The sequence below is a fragment of the Trichocoleus sp. DQ-U1 genome (assembly GCF_039961925.1).
Taxonomy (GTDB): Bacteria; Cyanobacteriota; Cyanobacteriia; order Cyanobacteriales; family FACHB-T130; genus FACHB-T130.
The window spans coordinates 1-14,907 of sequence record NZ_JAMPKB010000102.1 but is presented as its reverse complement, the minus strand read 5'-3'; the positions used below and the strand labels follow the sequence as shown (position 1 = coordinate 14,907).

The following is a 14,907-nucleotide window of genomic DNA, read 5'->3' as shown; positions in this document are numbered from 1 at the left end:
AACTCAAGCAGTATCGAGCGATTGCAACGCGCTACGACAAGCGTGCGGTTAACTTTCTCGGTGCGATTCACCTCGCTGCTACGGTCATCTGGTTGAATTGATGACACGCCCTAGGTTTGCCTTATGAGGCTTGGTATATCAAATCTACAACACGGGCAAAGGATGGTCTTTACACCTACGATGCCGTGCGTCGCTTGCACGATGCTCAACTGACTCAGACGGGTAAACAGAGCAAATCTCAAGTTGAGAATTTAGACAATTACATCAAACTCGGTGCGCTGGGACGTGCTTTTAAAAATGAACAGCGCACGGTGGTGCTGATTGATGAAATTGATAAGGCTGATATTGATTTTCCTAACGATTTGTTGCGGGAGCTTGACGAGCAGAGATTTACGATCGATGAAACGGGGGAGGAAGTAAAGGCGAATTACCCTCCAATCGTGTTTGTTACTAGCAATGATGAGAAAGATTTACCAGATGCTTTTCTGCGTCGATGTCTGTTTCATTACATTGAATTCCCCTCATATAAACAGTTAATTGATATTGTTAATGCTCACTTTCTTGCATCGCCACCAGATTTGATGGAGGCAGCAGTGGAGCGATTTGCAGAACTGCGATCGCAAATGGAAAAAAACAAATCTGGCAAGAAACCCAGTACCAGTGAGTTACTCGATTGGTTTGCCGTGCTGCGTCAATTTCCTCAAGATGAAGTGTTGAAGCAACTTCAGGGAGAACTTCCTTTCCCAGAAGTGTTGCTTAAGAAATGGGAAGATCATCTGCGGTATCTGAAGCATGAAGCCTGATGAACTGCCACTGCTAGAGATTTTTAACAGCCTGCGTCAGCGGCATGGGTTGCCGTTGGGGGTTGAAGAGTATCTGATGGTGGTGCGATCGCTCCAGGTTGGCTTTGGTGTGGAGAGCCGTCAGGAATTGGAGCAGTTGTGCTGTACGTTCTGGGCAAAGTCTAATGATGAGAGTCGCCTGATTCGACGGCTGTTTGAGCAGATGTGGAAGCAAATAGATGCAACACCGAGTCATTTTCTGCAAGGCAGCTACCGTCGTGAGACGGCGATTCATCCAATCACAGATGTTGATGTAATTATTACCACCAAAAGTGACCATTCCTCAGAATCCACTTCTTCCTCTGAACTAGAGGAACCCCCAAGTCTGACGTTGGAGATGGATGAACCCGTGCAGGTAGTTCAGGCGGTGCGGCACAGCCGTAGGGACAACGAACTCGAACGCCCCCGCTATAGTCTCCTGACTGAATATTTCCCCGTTACCAAGCGACAGATGAAGCAGAGCTGGCGTTACCTGCGTCGTCCGGTGCGGGAAGGGACTGCGACGGAGTTGGATGTCGAGGCGACGGTGGAAAAGATGGGGCGTGAGGGCTTTTTGCTCGAACCTGTGCTGGTTCCACCCCGTACTAATCGGACTGATTTGGTACTAATGATTGACCAAGAAGGCTCGATGGTGCCGTTTCACGCGCTATCGCGGCAGTTGGTAGATACGGCTGAACGGGGTGGACGGCTAAGACAAACCCGTGTTTTTTACTTTCACGATTACGCTGACGAGTACTTGTATCGTCATCCGGCGCTGCTGAATGCCCAGCCGATTGGTGAGGTGTTGGCGGAGGTAGGAGAACGGGCGGTGGTATTGATTGTTAGCGATGCGGGTGCAGCACGGGGAAACTTCGACTTGGAACGGGTGAAGTGGACTCAGGAATGGATTGAACGGTTGCAGCAGTCGGTGCGTTACACAGCTTGGCTGAACCCGATGCCAAATGAAAGTTGGCTGCATACTACGGCAGGGGAAATTGCCCGTTTTGTGCCGATGTTTGAGATGAATTGTCAGGGGATGAATGCGGCAATTAATGTGCTGCGAGGTAGATATGTGTCTTGGGAGATGATGTATTCATGGCTGATATGATAGCTCTCTCCAACCAAGAGCGGACAATGCGAGTGGCAGTGGATCGGATTGTGGGGTTTGCCAAACAATTTGGGGAGGCACACCTGAATCTGGCTTGTCACGCAGCGTTTCCCCTGGTACTTACCCCTGATTTGCTTTACCAAATTTGGGCACACTTTGCCCCAGAAGCACCTTGGACTGCTGTGGCGCGGGTGCTGCTGTCGCGTCTGTGTCGCCAGGTGGGCTATGAGATGTATGAGATGGATATTGCGGTTCGTAATCTATTGCTCAAAGAACTGAAGGAGCAGTTTGGGCGGGAGCGATTGGACGAACTGGCTGAGTTTTTGATGGACTATGTAGCACAGCAGCTTACTGGCGACGATTCGGATACACAGAATTTGCGAGAAGCTCAGGAGTGGACAGCACTATCGTATACGAGACCTGATGATGTGGCGTGGGAGTTAGCAGAGAGGCTGAAGGCAAGGGTCAAGCAGGAGGATATGGCAGAGGTGTTTCGCCTCGCGTCGTTAGTAGAAACTTTTGCAGAACCACTACTTGAGGCAGGATTTGAGCCTTTACTAATTTATAGTCGTGGCATGAGCAGTTGTGTCCAAGGTGATTTAGAAGGTGCAACCGTTCAATTTAGTAAGTTACAGCAACAAGAGAAGCAAGTAGAAATTGCTGGAGTAAGTTTAGATATTCCTTTAGAACCTTACAGTGTTTTCAGTAAGAAGACTCCGAAAGAAACGCCCAGTGTTTACCGCCCACCAGGTAGGGAACCGCTAACACAAGCACAACAAGAACTCTACGACTGGCTTGTGGAATATATTCGCACATCACAACATGCTCCTTCAATTAGACAAATGATGAGAGCTATGAACCTGAAAAACCCAATTGTGATTCAGACTCGCCTGGAACATTTACGAGTTAAGAGATATATCGACTGGACAAAGGGGAAAGCTAACACGATTCGGATTCTGGCCAACTCCACTGGAGGAGTACCCATATTGGGAATGGTCGGGAATGGTCTTGTTGAGCCTTTTACCGATGTAATCGAATACCTAGATTTATCAAGGTTGTTCCATCAACCCGGTAATTTTGCACTGCGGGTGACTGGGGACGGCATGAAAGAATATCTGATTGCTGAGGGTGATGTAGTGATTATGCGACCTATCCCTGACCCCAATCAACTGAAGAATGGTCTGATTGTTGCAGCACGATTAGAAGGACGCGGCACAACAATACGCCGTTTCTACCGCATGGATGATCGAGTTAGACTAGAATCTGGTGATTCCAAGTATGCTCCTATTGAACTTTCTATTAACCAAGTACAGATACAAGGTGTCATAGTAGGCGTTTGGCGAGAATAGCAAAATTAACCAGTGCTTACGACCTCCGACATTTTGCACAATTCGCTACAATCTATTGCTCAATGCAGTAGTAGGGCGCGGTCTCATCAGATGCACCAACTCGTGAACTACCACATACTCAATAAGCGATCACGGCACCATCGCCACTTGCCAGTGTAAATATAAATCCCCCTGGTGTCCGCATGACCCCAACGATAGCCTAACTCGCGTCCCTGCACCGAGCGGGGAGAAGCCCTAACACGATTGACAAAAGCAGTAATTTGTGAATTAAAAATTGATCCAAGGCGATCGCATCCAGCAATTGCAGCAGCAGATTGAGGCGTGGCAAGCGTTGCTGGAGAAGTTGGGAGCGAATGAATGAGCGATCGCTTTTCCTCATCGTTCGAGGTGCGATCTCATCCAGCAATTACAGCAGCAGATTGAGGTGTGGCAGGCGTTGCTGGAAAAGTTTGGAATGAATGACCGATTACATCTCCTCCTCTTGCCAAGCGCGATCGCATCCAGCAATTACAGCAGCAGATTGAGGCGTGGCAAACGTTGCTGGAAAAGTTGGGAGGGCATGAATGAGCGATCGCATCCTCAAAGGTGATCGCATTCAGCAGTTACAGCAATTGTTAGACCGCGATAAAGTAACTTGCTCCGATTACCCTAAGAAATGATTCTCCATCTCGTACCACTAAAACCTGGATTATCTGGATTATCAACTAGCCCAACCGTTCCATCTCCTGTTCTGCCATCGAGAAATCTAGGTCCTGGAATATCGCCTAAGCACTCCATCTGAACTACTCCACTGCTGAGTTCATTAACTTTCCACTTTGTACCACTGAAACTTGTTGAAGCAATTAACCCAACTGTTCCATCTCCTGTTCTACCATCCAATAATTTAGGTCCTGGTATGTCGCCTAAACACTCAAGCTGAATTACTCCAGCTCCAATTTCATGAACCTTCCATCTTGTACCACTAAAAGCTGGATTATCAACTAGCCCAACCGTTCCATCGCCTGTTCTGCCATCGAGTAATCTAGGTCCTGAAATATCGCCTAAACATTCAAGACGAATAACAGTTTCCGGTGGAGGTAAGTCAGGGAGTTGCGGAAGTGTTTCTCGGAGTTCACCCTTAGTGGTAGTCAAGACAATAGTCACTTGTTCTCTACCAGTTCTCCTTAAAATAGCTGAACGACCACCAAAAGGTATTTTATCGCCATCAGAAAAACCTCGCAGTATTGTTGCCCCTGTAACGTGAAATCCATCTTTTCCTTCTACTGTGGGTGAAGTATCGGTCTCAGAGTTAGGAACGTAACGTGCAGTAAAAACAATATCCTCATCATTGACATCAATAGAACTTATAAGTCCAAATCCCCTCTCTCTTATGCACTTAGACCAAGCGGCAACTATTGTGTCAGAAGCACTTCTGCTTAATATCTGCTTTAACTCTGAATCATCAAATTGTCTAACTCTTCCTTCTTCAACAGCTCGCTGCCATTCCTTAAATTCTCCTTCAGAAAAAGATCCTCCTAGTTCAAAAGGAACTCCTTTAATAGGGAAGCCAACCTTTAAGCCGCCGCCTTGTTTTCCCTGAAATGTGCCAAAATCTGTGGTTTTGAGCCATTCTAGTAAATTCTCAGAAATGCTTCTTCTACTATCAGTAAAGATTTCGTTGAAAATACCTTGCCGTAGAATTGCATCACATTCATCCATCTTTCCTCTCCAACAACTAAATAAAAATACACCTAAAAGTTCTTTGCAATCTGAGCGCAGCCACAGCTTGAGGGCATTTCGATATGATCTGACGACAATTATGAAATAAACTAAACGTTCACGCAGCTTAACTCATGGAACTTTAAACAAGCCAATTAATCTAGACTCATTTAATCTTCAGTGATCCGCACCCACTTCTTATCCCTAAAGGTTATAACTCACTCCATTCCCCGCTAGCCACTGTTTACGATCGCACCAATCACTCAAAATCCGCTCCACCCTGTCCCAGAATGCAGTGGTATGATGCGGTTCAATCAAATGCACCAACTCGTGAACCATCACGTACTCAATCATGGTTCGCGGCAGCATCGCCACTCGCCAGTGGAAATATAAATCTCCCTTATGTCCGCATGAACCCCAACGGTAGCCTAACTCGCGTACCTGCACCGAGCGGGGGGAAGCTCCAATACTCTTGATAAGAGCAGCAATTTGTGCATCTAAAATCGGGCGAAGGCGATCGCAATACCATCGAATAAACTCTTCTCTCCCCCGTGCCTGTGCTTCCTGCTGCAACTCGAAGCGGCTTTGGTAGAGTTTCAGGGGTGGCTGTCCCTTCACACTATCCACCAGCTTGAGGCGATAGCTGCGTCCCAGGTAATAAAACCCTTCTCCTGAAACGTATTCTTTGACTGAGGTGGGGGGATTGAGGGATTCTTTTTTGAGGAGTTTGCTGTAAATCCAGAGGCGTTTGTCACGAACCACTTTCTCCAGCGTTTCCATCGGCACTTCTGGAGGAGATGCCAGGATTAATTGACCGTCCCGTTCAACGGTGATGCCGATGGTGCGACGTTTGGCACTGTGGCGCAGTTCAAAACTGAGGTCGCCAAAGGTGATGGTGGTCATGCCATCAAACTATCACGATTCTTGCGGGCAAGTTGCACCAGTTTATCCGCGACTTCTTCGAGTTGGTCGTAGTCCACTAAATCGTTAGTATCCAAGTAGTCGGCTATCCAGCGTCTCAAGTCTTCTTGGACAATCGGACTTGCCCAATTCACTCGCCGCACTTCTTGGCGGATGCGATCGACAATTTCTACAGTAGCTTGGGCGAGTTTGGGCAGTTCTATCTGTGAATGTTCGCCCAAGATGTTGAGGAAGGGAAGCTGAGTTTTGGGGTCGAGTCCCGTTTCATTGGTGGGGCGACCTGCCTGGATTTGTTCGATATACTGGCGTAACGCTTCAACTTTTCCGTCCCAATTGTCGGCAAGAGATTCCAGGATTTCGGTCAGTTTTTCGCTCAGGTTTTTGTAATAAACCGGGTCTTCATCATAGTGGATGCTGATGTGGTGACGGGCAGCGAATTCCATTTCTGCCGCTTGTGCTTTAATTGAGCGATGGCGCTGGACGTGGGTTTTGAAGTCCAAGGACAGGATATCAATTGGCGGTACTTTCTGGTCAATTCCTTGGGATTCAATGTATTGGTCAATTAATGCCCGGACTTTCTCTTTGGCGCTGACAAGATTGAGTTTTTCATCTCGATAAAGGTCTGCGACGGATTTTTTAATTAAACCGAGTTTTTTGGCATCTTTGACAAAGTTATAGGGATAACGGGCTTCGGGCCGGGGTAAAATGGTGTCTAAGGTGTCGAGAAAGTCTTTAAAAGAATTGTTGAATTCGACTCTGAGGCGATCGTCTCTCAGCAAGTCTACACAATTATCTAAATCGTCTATCGTGCAGCCGTTTCGAGCGAACAGATCGATAACTCTTTGATGCCGATCGCGCAATTTTGGAAATTCTTCCCGGAGATCGAACCAAGCGGCTTCTGTATCTACTTCATCATAAATGGCTAAAGCTTCTGCCAAGTTTACGCCGTAGTAATCGACTACTAAGCCATATTTCTTCGTATCGTCATGGACGCGGTTGACGCGAGCGATCGCTTGCAATAATTCATATTCTTTCATGCCCCGGTCTAGATATAAAACTTGCTCTAACGGTGCATCAAATCCCGTCAGGAGCATACTTTTAACAATTAAAATCGCTAAACTATCTTTAGCTAAAGGCTTTTTAAATTTTTCAATATTGGTTTCTTGTTGACTTTTATCCGTCCACTTCTTCCAGTCGGGAAGGTCGTCTTTGTCCGAGGAGATGACGGTAGCGAATTCCAAGCAGCGGATCGTGTCTAAACGCGGTAAGGCTTGAGCGAGAAAGCGAGTTTCTGCATCCAGGGTTTCTAATGTTTCCGGGTCGAAACTTTGGAGGATGGGGGCGCGAGTTTCCAGTTGTTGCACCAGTTCCCGTTGCGCTTCTAAAAATGCCTCTCGGTAGCGGACGGCAGCGAGGCGAGTTGAGGCGACGACTTGCGCTTTAAAGCTTCCGGGGAGAATGCGATCGCAATAGTGGCGCAGCATATTTTTAGCTTTCGCTTTTATCAGTTCTCGCGCTTCGCAGACTTGGGTTTTAGTGGCATATTTGGCTTTTATTTGCGCCCGTTCTTCCGAGGTTTTATCCTCAAAGAGGATTTCAAACAGTTTATCGAGGTCATCGCCTTGGGTGAGGGCACCTCTGGCTTCTAACCCTTCATAAAGAATGGGCAAGGTAACGTTGTCTTCTTGAGATTGGCGGATGTTGTATCGATCGATAAAATGACCAAAAATTTGCTGGGTGGTTTTCTTGGCAGCTTTGACGATGGGAGTGCCAGTAAAACCAATTCGGACGCAGTTGGGTAAAGCTTCCAAAAGATTGGTGTGGAGGGTATTGGCGTGAGAGCGATGGGCTTCGTCAATTAGCACTAAAATATCTTCGGAAAGATTGAGGTTTTTCGGCATCGGCTCGATTTTTTCCTCTTCCTCCGAGTCTTCGCCGCTTCTAAATTTTTGGATGGTTGCGAAAACGAGATCCGCACCCGGTTGTTTGAGATATTTTTCTAGCTGTTTGACTTTTTTCGCTCTTTTTGGGGTTTCGCCCGTGAGAGTAGCAGTATCTGAAAGTTGTCTTTCTAAGTCGCTGCGATCGGTCACGACGACTATTTTAAAGCGGCGCAGTTCGGGAATAGTCCGGAGTTTGCGGACCAGATAAACCATTGTCAGGCTTTTACCCGAACCTTGGGTATGCCAAATAATACCGCCTCGCTGGTCGTCCGTACCGTGTTTTTGGCGGGTTTGGTTGTGCAGAAGTCGTTGAAGTGCTTCGTGGACTGCCCGATATTGTTGGTAGCGGGGGAGGAGTTTGATAGTGCGTCCGCCGCTAGTTTTGAACAGGGTGAAGTTTCGCAGGATGTCGAGGAGGTTGGCGGGGTGCAGCATCCCGGCGATGAGCGTTTGGCGGGAGTTGAGTTCGGTAACGCCGAGTTCTGCGGCAATTTCGGCTTTGGGGCGGGGAGTGGTGTCTTTCCACTCGACATAATGCTCGTAGTTCGCGCCGATGGTTCCTGCTGCTGCCCGTCCTTTAGAGGCGGCTATCATTAACTGGTTGTAGTGGAATAGCTTTTCTGCGCCTTCGGGTTGGCTGCTTCCCCGTTGGTTGGAATATTGCAACAAATCGCGTATGGCTTCGGTGATGGGGTTATCGAGTTTGGGGCTTTTGCACTCGATGACGACGAGGGGGATGCCGTTGACGAGTAGCACGATGTCCGGGACGATAAACCCCCGATTGCCTGTTACCCAAGGGGGATCTACTCGGTATTGATTGATGGCTAGGAAGTCGTTATTTTGGGGATGCTCGAAGTCGATGAAGTGGACGGTATGCTGTTTGCCGTCTTGCCCTAGAACAGTGGTGCCTTTGAGGAGTAATTCTGTAGCGGCTTGATTGGCTTCCATCAGTCTTTGTGCTGTCAGACGTTCTAGCTGACTGACGGCTGCATTCACTTGAGTATCATCGAGCCAAGGGTTACCATCGTCATCGAGGTTGATGCGCTTGATGGCGGCTTTTAGGCGATCGCTAATTAGGACTTGCTTGAAGTTCTCGCGATCGGTAATTTGGGGGTCGTCCCAACTGCCTTCGATGTACTGCCAACCCATACTTACAAGTTGGTCGATGGTTGGCTTTTCAGCATAGATATACTCTGGCGTTGGTTGGGGCATTGTTCCAGTGCTTGAGGAGAGGCGTAGGGACTCATTGCAATACACCCTCAGCAAAAGGGTTGTCCCTAAGCACCTTGGCTTCTCTGCTGTTATAGCACCTTGCTCGGAGTTAGCTTTGTGGATATCAGGAACTTTGAAATCCCTTGAATCCCTCTCAGGGATTGAAATGTAGCCTTAAAAGCTTTTTAGCCAGCCTTGCTCGTGTAGACGCTGCCAAGCTTTGCGGATATGTTCCGGTTTGAAGAGTTTGCGCTTGCGATCGCTCCACTGATGTACAAGCGCGATCGCAACATCAGCGTCCTTAGCCGCTTCTGGCTTCTCTTGGGAAACCCAGTGAACAGTTGCTAGCAGTTCCATCCCATAAGGCGTTTCAAAGCCAAATATGAGGTTGCTAACTCGCTCTAAACGCTCTTTAGCATCGAGTTCTGTTTTTAAAAAAGTTTGTGCGGCTTCTCTGCCTTCGGGTAAGACATAAATTTCAGCTTCTCGGCTTCTATCGCCATACCCTCGAATATAATGCCCTTCAATCCGTTGTAAAGCATGATTCAGATTATCAGCGTAGGGACCATATTTATGTTTCTCATAGCGCAACTTCAAAGCCTCCTCCCCAGCAGTTTGCAAGAAATAAGCAAGTTTCTGGACTTCTAGCATAGTGAGCCGATAGCCAGGAATCCCATAGAGTTCCAACAAGCGAATCACCAGGGAACGGGAACGGGTCATGTTAGGCGTTTTGGTCGTAACAGGCATTTTTTCCGCTACTGGTGCGCCTGATGGCTCGAAAATAACTACTTGCACATCTGGCAGTTCAGCAAAAGCTGATTCAATCAGGGGTTTTACCTTTGCCCAATCTAAGCCACCGTTCCCGCATCCTAGAGGTGGAATCGCAATGGAACTAATACCTAGCTGCTGCACTTCGGCAACTAGCGCCTTGAGTCCACTTTTAATATCTTCGATTTTCGACTTGCCTTTCCAATGGCGCTTAGTAGGAAAGTTAATTATGTACCTAGGGTAAAAAATACTACCAGTAACCACTGTAAACATATGCCCTGGCTGCACTTCATCAGTGCGACAGGCTTTTTCATATTGGCGGAAGTTTTCAGGAAAGGCTTGCTTGAATTGCAAGGCGATACCCTTACCCATGACACCGACACAGTTGACGGTGTTAACTAGGGCTTCAGCATTTTCTTCTAGCAGGTTGCCTTGCTTGAACTCGATCATTTCCTTGGCTTGATATAGTACTATTGTACTATTTAGTGGTTTTAGTAATACCAATTAGGGTAAACCTTAACAGGGGGCTGGTAGTTAACTTTTTGTAATAATCGCTGAACCTGTTCCTGGATAGTCGTATTAATCACACCAATCCCTGTAATCAGCGTCCAGGGACAGAACTGATGCACCAAGAACTCAGCTTGGCGGCGGCGTTTGCGGTCATTATCATCTGCGGTATCATTCCAGTACTTTGCTTCCATGATGTCCCAGTCAACCATGTCCAAGTCCTCAAGGTCATCAGAAAACTGAGTGTATCCGATAATGCCGTGTCCATCAGTAAAGGCAAAAGTTAGTGCCATAGCCTCGATTGCCTCTGCTGTAGAAACCAGATAGATCACTGACTCTTGACCTTGGTTATAGCCTTCTACATTCCCTTTATGGATTGTGAAAAGCATGGGCGAACGTCGCGCAAAATAAAACGGTACATAATCATGTAACACTCCACCTGCACCGCAGGGAACAAGGGTTCTAGCTCGTCGATCCTGGATGCTTTCATGAGCAATATCAACGTAGTTAATTCGCTCTCGCCGTAGCTTACTGTTTGCAATTAGCCCACCTGAGTTCAGGATAGAGAGCAGGTTATTGATATGAGTGATGTGATAGATGCAAGTAGGCATTGGGTGATGCTGTTGTGAGCGCCGCTATCTGGCTAGAATCCTCTTTAACTGGTTTAACACTAGTGACTCGCACTTGTCCGGTTAAGAGGTCATGCATCAGTCCTTGTTTCTGGAGTTTGAGCTTGTCACAGTAGGCTTCTTCAGTACGGATGCGGGTGTCGTAAGTGTCGATAATGGTAGCAATACGTCTTTGTTCTTCGACTGGAGGAACAGCAACAAGTGGTTCTAAAATTTCTGATTTAGAAAGGTGAGGGATATCCATACCTTTCTGTTGTGCAAGTAGGGCAGCATGATATGGCTGAGAATTCAGCAGAACTTTAAGAAATTGCCGATCGCAGCCAATTGGTAAAAAACGTCCTACTCGTTGCACAAGCAAAGCAGGCACATCTGAGGGTTCTAAAACACTAATCTTGAAACCTGATTTTGTGAAAGTCCGATCCATACCGATAATAATGTCACCAGCAACTAGCTCATACTCTCGATAGTTCGGATACATTTTTGAAGGCAGTGTACGAGTTTCAGACCAGTCGGGGCTACCGTAACCAACATTTTCCCCACGCAGCAACCTAATACCTTCGTGTTCCTGAAACCACTCACTTTTAAAAGCAAATCCAACTTGAAGGTCTGCAATTGCTTCTAATGGTTTTGCTTCCCAACCTTTCGGGATTCGTCCCAGTGGTGAGTCTTTGAACTGTTCGGGGTGCGCGATCGCATCTCTCAATTCCCCATTCTCATCTAACCCCCGTGTCAGCAAGTCGTGCAGCAGTCCAGCCTTCATCTGCTTGAGCTTGGCGATGAGAGAAGAGGTATGTGCGATCGCCTCATCCATTGTGTCCAGAATCTCAGCAATGTGCTCCTGTTCTTGAAAGGAAGGTAGTCTCAACAGCATTGAGCTAAGTGCAGGAGCCTGAATTGTCTTGATTGTTGTTGCCGAAGTTTCTAAATCAAGCTGATCTTGAAAAATATTTGAAAGTAGAAAATGCCTTGCCCATTGGGGCGAGACAAGCGACTGATTAAACTGAAGACGTATTAAATTAGCAGTGATTACAGCACCTTTTAGCTCAGTTGCAACCATAGCTACTTTTCCCATTGTGCCTCTTACAGATAGCACAAAGTCACCTGGCTCAAGCCTTACTTTATGAAAACGAGATGCTGTACTTTCTGATATATATCGATACAATGCAAGCCGATTGTCTAAATAACCATCATCTAAAATCAATTCCCCACGAACTTCAGGAACACCTGTTTCTACATACTGAATTCCATAATATGTGGGGTAACGATATAAAACTGTTAGAACACTACCAAGATTTACAACTTCCCAATCCTTTGGAACCTCCCCCAGAGGCGAATCCTTAAACTCCTCAGTCTTAACCAGAGTCTCACGCATAACCCAACCCACTCAAAAACTCACTCAACTGCTTTGCCGCCCCATCCCGTTCCCCTTCAATATCCTGCAACGTCACCCGATACTTATCCCACCAATTCTCTACCGCCACAATAACCTGCTGACGGTGAGCCGAGACATATCGCTCCAGTTCAGCCGTTAAGCCATCCTTGAAAATCGCCAACACCAACCCCTGACACTCCTCATCCGTCAACGCCGCACGCGCCGCTTCCAAACGCTTCACCAATTCATTCTTCAGCGTCCTCAGTATCCCCTTGGCTTGAGCCAGTTGCTTTTTAATTTCCTTATAGGGTTCCAGTTGTTCCTCAATCTCGGCAATTTCCGCTTCCATCGGCTCAACCCTCGCCTCAAGTTCAGCAATTTTTGCCGCATTCAACAACGGCGAATTCTTCTTTAAATCCTTAATATCCTTCTTCGGCTCCTTAATCGAACCTTTCAGAGTCTTGAGCCTTGTCTCCAACTCCTTAGCAAAATTAACCGCCTCCGACTCCTCCTCAGTTGCTTCTCCCTCTTCCGCCTCCGCCTCTTCCCCCCGTTCAAACGCTTCCTTTTGCTGCTCTAACTGGGCAATTCTCGCCTCAGCCTCAGCAATTTCCTCCAGATAGTCCGGCATCAACCGCACCACCAGCTTATGATTGAGCGGGTCGAACTTCGTCTGATTCTTCTGCGTCTCATCATCTTGCTCTAGAGCATCCCGAATCGTATCCACCCAACTATCCACCAACCCGCCAAAATCGGATTCTGAGAGCGTTCTGAGTTCATACTTCACCTCATCCCACCAACTCGCCACCACTCCCGCCACCTTAAAGCGGTCAAGTAAACCCACAGGTTGGAGGCTATCAACAAACGAACTCAAAAACTCCGCCCTCAGTTCCATCACCTTCTTCGTTTTCGGCAACTGGTTCAAACCAGGGGCGTGCAACTGCCACCAAGCCGAAAAGACGCCGTAGAGCTTCGCTTCAGTCGCTTGAACTCCGGCGTCAGATTCAATAAAGGCTTTGATTTGAGAGCGCTCCGTAACACCAGGAGCAAAATCCAAGTAATCGGTCATTCACACTGCCACGATATTGCAATATTTCTGAGAGGGCACGCGCCTTAGTGACGCAGCAGTAACATCCTCTCAGAAACCCATTAAAGATACCTTAGCCCAGTCCGCCTTGTCAGGCGTACCAAGTGCCAACCTTAAGCATCGTCATAACACGACAGGTAATTTGAGTTTACCCAACCTTCCAAACCCTTAACGGCAGAGGGAGCATCAACAACGCGCACGTAAACCCAAGGATTATTACCTTGCCTGAGCCATTTGACAATATTGCCATTATTCAAACCAGCTCTTGACCGTCCGTTTGGAGAGAAACGCACAGCGAGTTGACCCGTCTGAATATTGACTACATCACAAAATATTTGGGGAGACGAATCACCTTCACTAGCTTGATCGCAGGATAAATACTTCGCATTTACCCAACCTTCCAAGCCATTAACTCTACTATTTGAACCATTGACTACACGGACATAAGCCCAAGGCACACCACCTCGACGCAAGAATGCCACTGTATTGCCATTATCTAAACCAGCTCGTGATTCACCGCCAGGAGAGCGACGTAAAGCTAACTGACCTGTCTGGATATTAACCACACTACAAATCTGTTGTTGAGCAATGAGCGTTGGAGATTGCCGTGTATTCTTAGCTGTGACAGAACTTGAGTTAGTGGCGAAGGCAACAGGCGAAAAAGTCAGACCTAGCAGAGACAGGGAAACTAGGGGAATTGTAGCGAGAGACTTGTTGAGCTTTTTCATTTTTATCACCATCAGCTTCCAATAAAGTTAGGTTTTCTGAGGTTTACTGATAATGAGAGATTTACTGAAAAATACTCTCTACAACGCTGCGATCTAAGGAAAACTACGGTTTAAAATTCAAAAGTTTAAACCTGTAACCTAGATTCAGTAAATTCCTCAGCAAAGTCGATAATATCGCTGATTGACAGAGCAATCGCATCAATTCCGCTCCGCTAAAATCCTAGTCGGGTTAAACCCATGCGCCTCTAACAAAGGACGCTTTGCCTCCACCTCAGTTTCAGGAATCCCCCCCAACAAATGCGCTCTCACATCCTGGGGTTCCGGTGGTGGTGCATTATCGGCATAGCGGCGGATATTGCAGTTGTAATCATTCTCTGCCAATTTCTCCTTACTCACCACTGCCGAATAACCAGCGAAAGACTCAAACCGCTCAAACACAAAAGCTATCTTTTCAATATGCTCAGGACGCAGATAATTCTGAGCGCGACCCGCATAATACTCCGCATCGGCATTAATAAACAACACCTTACCCTGACGTTCGGGAGGCTTCGCACCCTTGGGACGCATCACCAAAATACAGGCAGGAATCCCCGTCCCATAAAACAAATTCGGCGGCAACCCAATCACCCCTTCCAGATTGTCATTTTCAATAGACCTCTTGCAAAAGTCGTCGCTGGGGTAATATGAGGTCTGAAATTATGCGCTCGCTCACCTGTCTTCTACGCTCACCCCTGGTAATTCATAAGTAAAGCTAATGAAATACG

At 47.2% G+C, this 14,907-nt stretch carries 11 protein-coding genes and 4 pseudogenes; 4 read left to right on the top strand and 11 right to left on the bottom strand.

What is annotated here, in order from left to right:
• The 4 genes and pseudogenes from NDI34_RS25235 to lexA form a co-directional block, all read left to right on the top strand.
• A pseudogene (locus tag NDI34_RS25235) lies at nt 1–101 on the top strand (IS5/IS1182 family transposase); the annotation flags it as partial.
• Between the two features lie 9 nt (nt 102–110).
• Nucleotides 111–803 (top strand): annotated as a pseudogene (locus NDI34_RS25230) (MoxR family ATPase); the annotation flags it as partial.
• Nucleotides 793–1,929 (top strand): hypothetical protein, encoded by a 1,137-nt coding sequence (locus NDI34_RS25225; protein ID WP_348234172.1) that lies wholly within the window; start codon nt 793–795, stop codon nt 1,927–1,929. The pseudogene NDI34_RS25230 and the gene NDI34_RS25225, both read left to right, overlap by 11 nt.
• A 755-nt stretch (nt 1,930–2,684) precedes the next feature.
• Nucleotides 2,685–3,278: pseudogene (lexA, locus tag NDI34_RS25220) on the top strand (transcriptional repressor LexA); the annotation flags it as partial.
• Between the two features lie 199 nt (nt 3,279–3,477).
• On the opposite strand, the gene NDI34_RS25215 reads toward lexA, so the two are convergent.
• The 11 genes and pseudogenes from NDI34_RS25215 to NDI34_RS25165 all read right to left on the bottom strand — a co-directional run.
• Nucleotides 3,478–3,657, bottom strand: a complete 180-nt coding sequence (locus NDI34_RS25215; RefSeq protein WP_348234171.1) for a hypothetical protein — start codon at nt 3,655–3,657, stop codon at nt 3,478–3,480.
• An 87-nt stretch (nt 3,658–3,744) separates the two neighbouring features.
• Nucleotides 3,745–3,873: a hypothetical protein gene (locus NDI34_RS25210; protein ID WP_348234170.1), complete on the bottom strand. Its 129-nt coding sequence runs from the start codon at nt 3,871–3,873 to the stop codon at nt 3,745–3,747.
• 53 nt (nt 3,874–3,926) lie between these two features.
• Nucleotides 3,927–4,976, bottom strand: a complete 1,050-nt coding sequence (locus NDI34_RS25205) for a hypothetical protein (RefSeq protein WP_348234169.1) — start codon at nt 4,974–4,976, stop codon at nt 3,927–3,929.
• 204 nt (nt 4,977–5,180) lie between these two features.
• Nucleotides 5,181–5,879, bottom strand: a complete 699-nt coding sequence (locus tag NDI34_RS25200) for a SprT family zinc-dependent metalloprotease (protein WP_348234168.1) — start codon at nt 5,877–5,879, stop codon at nt 5,181–5,183.
• Complete coding sequence (locus NDI34_RS25195; RefSeq protein WP_348234167.1) at nt 5,876–9,052, bottom strand: HsdR family type I site-specific deoxyribonuclease; 3,177 nt, start codon at nt 9,050–9,052, stop codon at nt 5,876–5,878. Before NDI34_RS25195 ends, NDI34_RS25200 begins: the two co-directional genes overlap by 4 nt.
• Nucleotides 9,053–9,226: 174 nt before the next feature.
• Nucleotides 9,227–10,270 carry a macro domain-containing protein gene (locus tag NDI34_RS25190; RefSeq protein WP_348234166.1) on the bottom strand — a complete coding sequence of 348 codons (1,044 nt, stop codon included), beginning with the start codon at nt 10,268–10,270 and terminating at the stop codon, nt 9,227–9,229.
• A 41-nt stretch (nt 10,271–10,311) separates the two neighbouring features.
• A complete protein-coding gene (locus NDI34_RS25185; protein ID WP_348234165.1) occupies nt 10,312–10,938 on the bottom strand; it encodes a DUF4433 domain-containing protein in 627 nt (208 codons plus the stop codon).
• Complete coding sequence (locus NDI34_RS25180; RefSeq protein WP_348234164.1) at nt 10,901–12,328, bottom strand: restriction endonuclease subunit S; 1,428 nt, start codon at nt 12,326–12,328, stop codon at nt 10,901–10,903. Before NDI34_RS25180 ends, NDI34_RS25185 begins: the two co-directional genes overlap by 38 nt.
• On the bottom strand, nt 12,321–13,397 hold the full coding sequence (locus NDI34_RS25175; protein WP_348234163.1) for a hypothetical protein: 1,077 nt from the start codon (nt 13,395–13,397) through the stop codon (nt 12,321–12,323). The genes NDI34_RS25180 and NDI34_RS25175 overlap by 8 nt, the downstream gene beginning before the upstream one ends.
• A gap of 131 nt (nt 13,398–13,528) precedes the next feature.
• Nucleotides 13,529–14,143, bottom strand: a complete 615-nt coding sequence (locus tag NDI34_RS25170; protein WP_348234162.1) for an SH3 domain-containing protein — start codon at nt 14,141–14,143, stop codon at nt 13,529–13,531.
• 198 nt (nt 14,144–14,341) lie between these two features.
• A pseudogene (locus tag NDI34_RS25165) lies at nt 14,342–14,794 on the bottom strand (N-6 DNA methylase); the annotation flags it as partial.
• Nucleotides 14,795–14,907: the final 113 nt, after the last annotated feature.

Coding starts and splice junctions, on each gene's coding strand:
- NDI34_RS25225 (WP_348234172.1), top strand. CDS start 793: ATGAAGCCTGATGAACTGCCACTGCTAGAGATTTTTAACAGCCTGCGT.
- NDI34_RS25215 (WP_348234171.1), bottom strand. CDS start 3,657: ATGAGGAAAAGCGATCGCTCATTCATTCGCTCCCAACTTCTCCAGCAA.
- NDI34_RS25210 (WP_348234170.1), bottom strand. CDS start 3,873: ATGCGATCACCTTTGAGGATGCGATCGCTCATTCATGCCCTCCCAACT.
- NDI34_RS25205 (WP_348234169.1), bottom strand. CDS start 4,976: ATGGATGAATGTGATGCAATTCTACGGCAAGGTATTTTCAACGAAATC.
- NDI34_RS25200 (WP_348234168.1), bottom strand. CDS start 5,879: ATGACCACCATCACCTTTGGCGACCTCAGTTTTGAACTGCGCCACAGT.
- NDI34_RS25195 (WP_348234167.1), bottom strand. CDS start 9,052: ATGCCCCAACCAACGCCAGAGTATATCTATGCTGAAAAGCCAACCATC.
- NDI34_RS25190 (WP_348234166.1), bottom strand. CDS start 10,270: ATGATCGAGTTCAAGCAAGGCAACCTGCTAGAAGAAAATGCTGAAGCC.
- NDI34_RS25185 (WP_348234165.1), bottom strand. CDS start 10,938: ATGCCTACTTGCATCTATCACATCACTCATATCAATAACCTGCTCTCT.
- NDI34_RS25180 (WP_348234164.1), bottom strand. CDS start 12,328: ATGCGTGAGACTCTGGTTAAGACTGAGGAGTTTAAGGATTCGCCTCTG.
- NDI34_RS25175 (WP_348234163.1), bottom strand. CDS start 13,397: ATGACCGATTACTTGGATTTTGCTCCTGGTGTTACGGAGCGCTCTCAA.
- NDI34_RS25170 (WP_348234162.1), bottom strand. CDS start 14,143: ATGAAAAAGCTCAACAAGTCTCTCGCTACAATTCCCCTAGTTTCCCTG.